This window comes from Polaromonas sp. P1_E3, assembly GCF_056405935.1.
This window is the reverse complement of the sequence record NZ_JBFUBD010000368.1, coordinates 1-2,617: the sequence shown is the minus strand read 5'-3', so window position 1 is coordinate 2,617 and position 2,617 is coordinate 1. Positions and strand designations below refer to the sequence as shown.

The window sequence follows — 2,617 nt, the reverse complement described above, 5'->3', positions numbered from 1 at the left end:
TTTTCAAGCAGCGGCGCTACGGCCTGGATGGCGAGCAAATCCTTGTCTACAAGTTCCGGTCCATGGCCGTCACTGAAGACGGCGGCACGATCCAGCAGGCACGCAAGAACGACATGCGTATCACCCGCCTGGGGGCCTTTCTGCGCAAGACCTCGCTCGACGAATTGCCGCAATTCATCAATGTGTTGCAGGGCCGCATGAGCATCGTCGGGCCACGCCCCCACGCTGTGGCGCACAACGAGATGTACCGCTCGCTCATCAAGGGCTATATGGTCCGCCACAAGGTCAGGCCCGGTATTACGGGCTGGGCGCAGGTGAACGGCCAGCGCGGCGAAACAGACACCCTCGACAAGATGCAGTCGCGCATCGATTGCGACCTGGATTACCTTCGCAACTGGTCGCTGCAACTCGATTTTTTCATCATCCTGAAAACGATCCGCCTGGTCTTCAAGGACAGTGCGGCTTACTAAAAAAGAAAAAGGACAGCCGATGCCCCACCGTGACCTCCTTCCCATTCCGTTCCTGTTGTTGAGCCTGTTTCCGCTCGTCACGCATGCTGATGAGCTGGACACCCTTCAATTCAAGGCAGGGCAATCGGTTATGCACGACAGCAATGTCTTTCGCCTGTCCGATACGGCGAATGCCCAGGCATTGATAGGAACCACGGATCGCGCGGACACAGTTTCGGTGACGACAGCAGGTTTCAAGATAAACAAGCCTTTCGGTCTTCAGAGGTTTGAGCTCGACGCTGGTGTCGAAGACCATCATTACAGCCGCTTTTCCAATCTCGATTTCACCGCGGTGAATTACGCCGCCGCCTGGCGCTGGAGCTTTACGCCGGCCTTGCATGGCAACCTGACCTCCGACCGGCGGGAATTTGTCGACAACACGGCCGACGTCCAGAACTCAGGGCAACTCAATCGCCGGACCAACCGCTCGACCGTATTCGATGCGGAATACGAGCTCGATGGTGCCTGGCGGCTGGTTGGCGGGCTTTTCGAACGCACCAGCACCAGCAGCCAGCCCTTCACATTTGAAGGCGATTCCCGGATTCGGGGAGCCGAGGGCGGCGTACGTTATGTCTTTCCGTCCAACACGTCCATGGCCTATCGCTACAAGCGAGGCAACGGCGACTATCCGGGACGGGTGCCGTCGCCGACATTTGCCGGCAGTTTCACGGATACCGAGCACGAATTCCGGCTGGACTGGGCACCCACAGGAAAAACCACCCTGCGGGCGCGCGTCTCGCACCTTGACCGCGAGCACGACGGATTGGCTGCGCGGGATTTTTCCGGCTTCACCGGCCAGCTTGACGCGACCTGGGCCATTACCGCCAAGACCAGCCTCGCCGGAGGCGTGGTGCGTGAACTGGGGAGCTACCAGACATCCACGGCCAGCTATTACGAAGGCTACCGGTTCTTTATCGCGCCGACCTGGAAACCCAGCGAGAAGACCGCAGTCCGCCTGCGTTACGACCACGGCGCGCGCGATTTCCGCGGGCCCCTTCCGGGATTTGCCGCGACGGACCGCCGCGACACCAGCAACCTGGTTTCCCTGGCGCTTGAGTGGCAGGCACTCCGGGCGCTCAAGTTGATCGCTTCCGTGCAGCGCGACAGGCGCAAGTCCACTGAGCCAGGTTTTGACTACACCAGCAATGCCTATGGTCTTTCAGCGCAAGCGAGCTTCTGATGGAACCCTTTCGCTGCACCTGCTTCCACTTTAAGGCGCTGGCCCGGCTTCTGCCTGTGGCCGCATTTCCATGCATGGCACTTTCCAAAAAGGCAACAAAAAGATGAAATTCATGTCGCGTCACTTTTCTGCGGTTTTATCCGTCTTGCTTCTGGCGTTTGCGGTACCTGCATTGGCCCAGCCAGCGGCGTCCAGCCAGTCGGCGGCAGTGACCGCCCCGGTCGCGCCTGCCGTGCCCGCGGCGGCGGGGGCCGCCGCCGTACCCACCAACCAGGACTATCGACTGGGCGCCGGCGACTCGATCGGCGTGCAGGTGTACCAGAGTCCGGACCTTTCCGTCGACGCGCGGGTCTCGGAAACCGGCGTGATCAGCTACCCGCTGATCGGTAGCGTTCAGCTAGGCGGCCTGACGATCGCAGAGGCTGAAAAAAAGATCGCGGATGCCTTGCGCAGCGGTGGTTTCGTCAAAGTGCCACAGGTCAACATCGTCCTGCGGCAGGTTCGAGGCAATCAGGTCGCCGTGCTGGGGCAGGTAAGCCGTCCGGGGCGGTTTCCCCTGGAGACCTTCAACACCCGCGTCAGCGACATGCTGGCTGCCGCAGGCGGAGTGACGCCGACAGGTGACGATGTGCTGATCGTGACCGGTCAGCGTGAGGGTAAGCCCTTCCGCAAAGTGATTGATATCCCGGCACTTTTTTTGAATGAGAAATCAGATGAAGACATTGTGCTGGCTGGCGGGGACACGCTGTATGTGAACAAGGCTCCGGTTTTTTATATTTATGGCGAGGCACAGCGCCCCGGCCCATACCGCATCGAGCGGGGTATGACCGTGATGCAGGCACTGGCGCAGGGTGGCGGCCCGACGGTGCGGGGCAGTGAGAACCGTTTGCGCCTGCATCGCCGCGATGCGACAGGAAAAGTCGTGGAG

General features: G+C 60.5%; 3 protein-coding genes. All 3 read left to right on the top strand.

The annotated features are described in order from the left end of the window. Window positions 1-470: sugar transferase (locus AC1D0Z_RS19320; RefSeq protein WP_477659804.1), on the top strand; the 470-nt coding region annotated here is incomplete at its 5' end. Window positions 471-489: 19 nt separating this feature from the next. Next, on the top strand, window positions 490-1,689 hold the full coding sequence (epsL, locus tag AC1D0Z_RS19315) for an XrtB/PEP-CTERM-associated polysaccharide biosynthesis outer membrane protein EpsL (protein ID WP_477659803.1): 1,200 nt from the start codon (window positions 490-492) through the stop codon (window positions 1,687-1,689). A 103-nt stretch (window positions 1,690-1,792) separates the two neighbouring features. Further along, window positions 1,793-2,617 (top strand): polysaccharide export protein EpsE (gene epsE / locus AC1D0Z_RS19310; protein WP_477659802.1); only part of this gene is annotated, 825 nt, incomplete at its 3' end.

Bases quoted from the DNA above. Each gene is read 5' to 3' on its own strand.
- epsL (WP_477659803.1), top strand. From the start codon at position 490: ATGCCCCACCGTGACCTCCTTCCCATTCCGTTCCTGTTGTTGAGCCTG.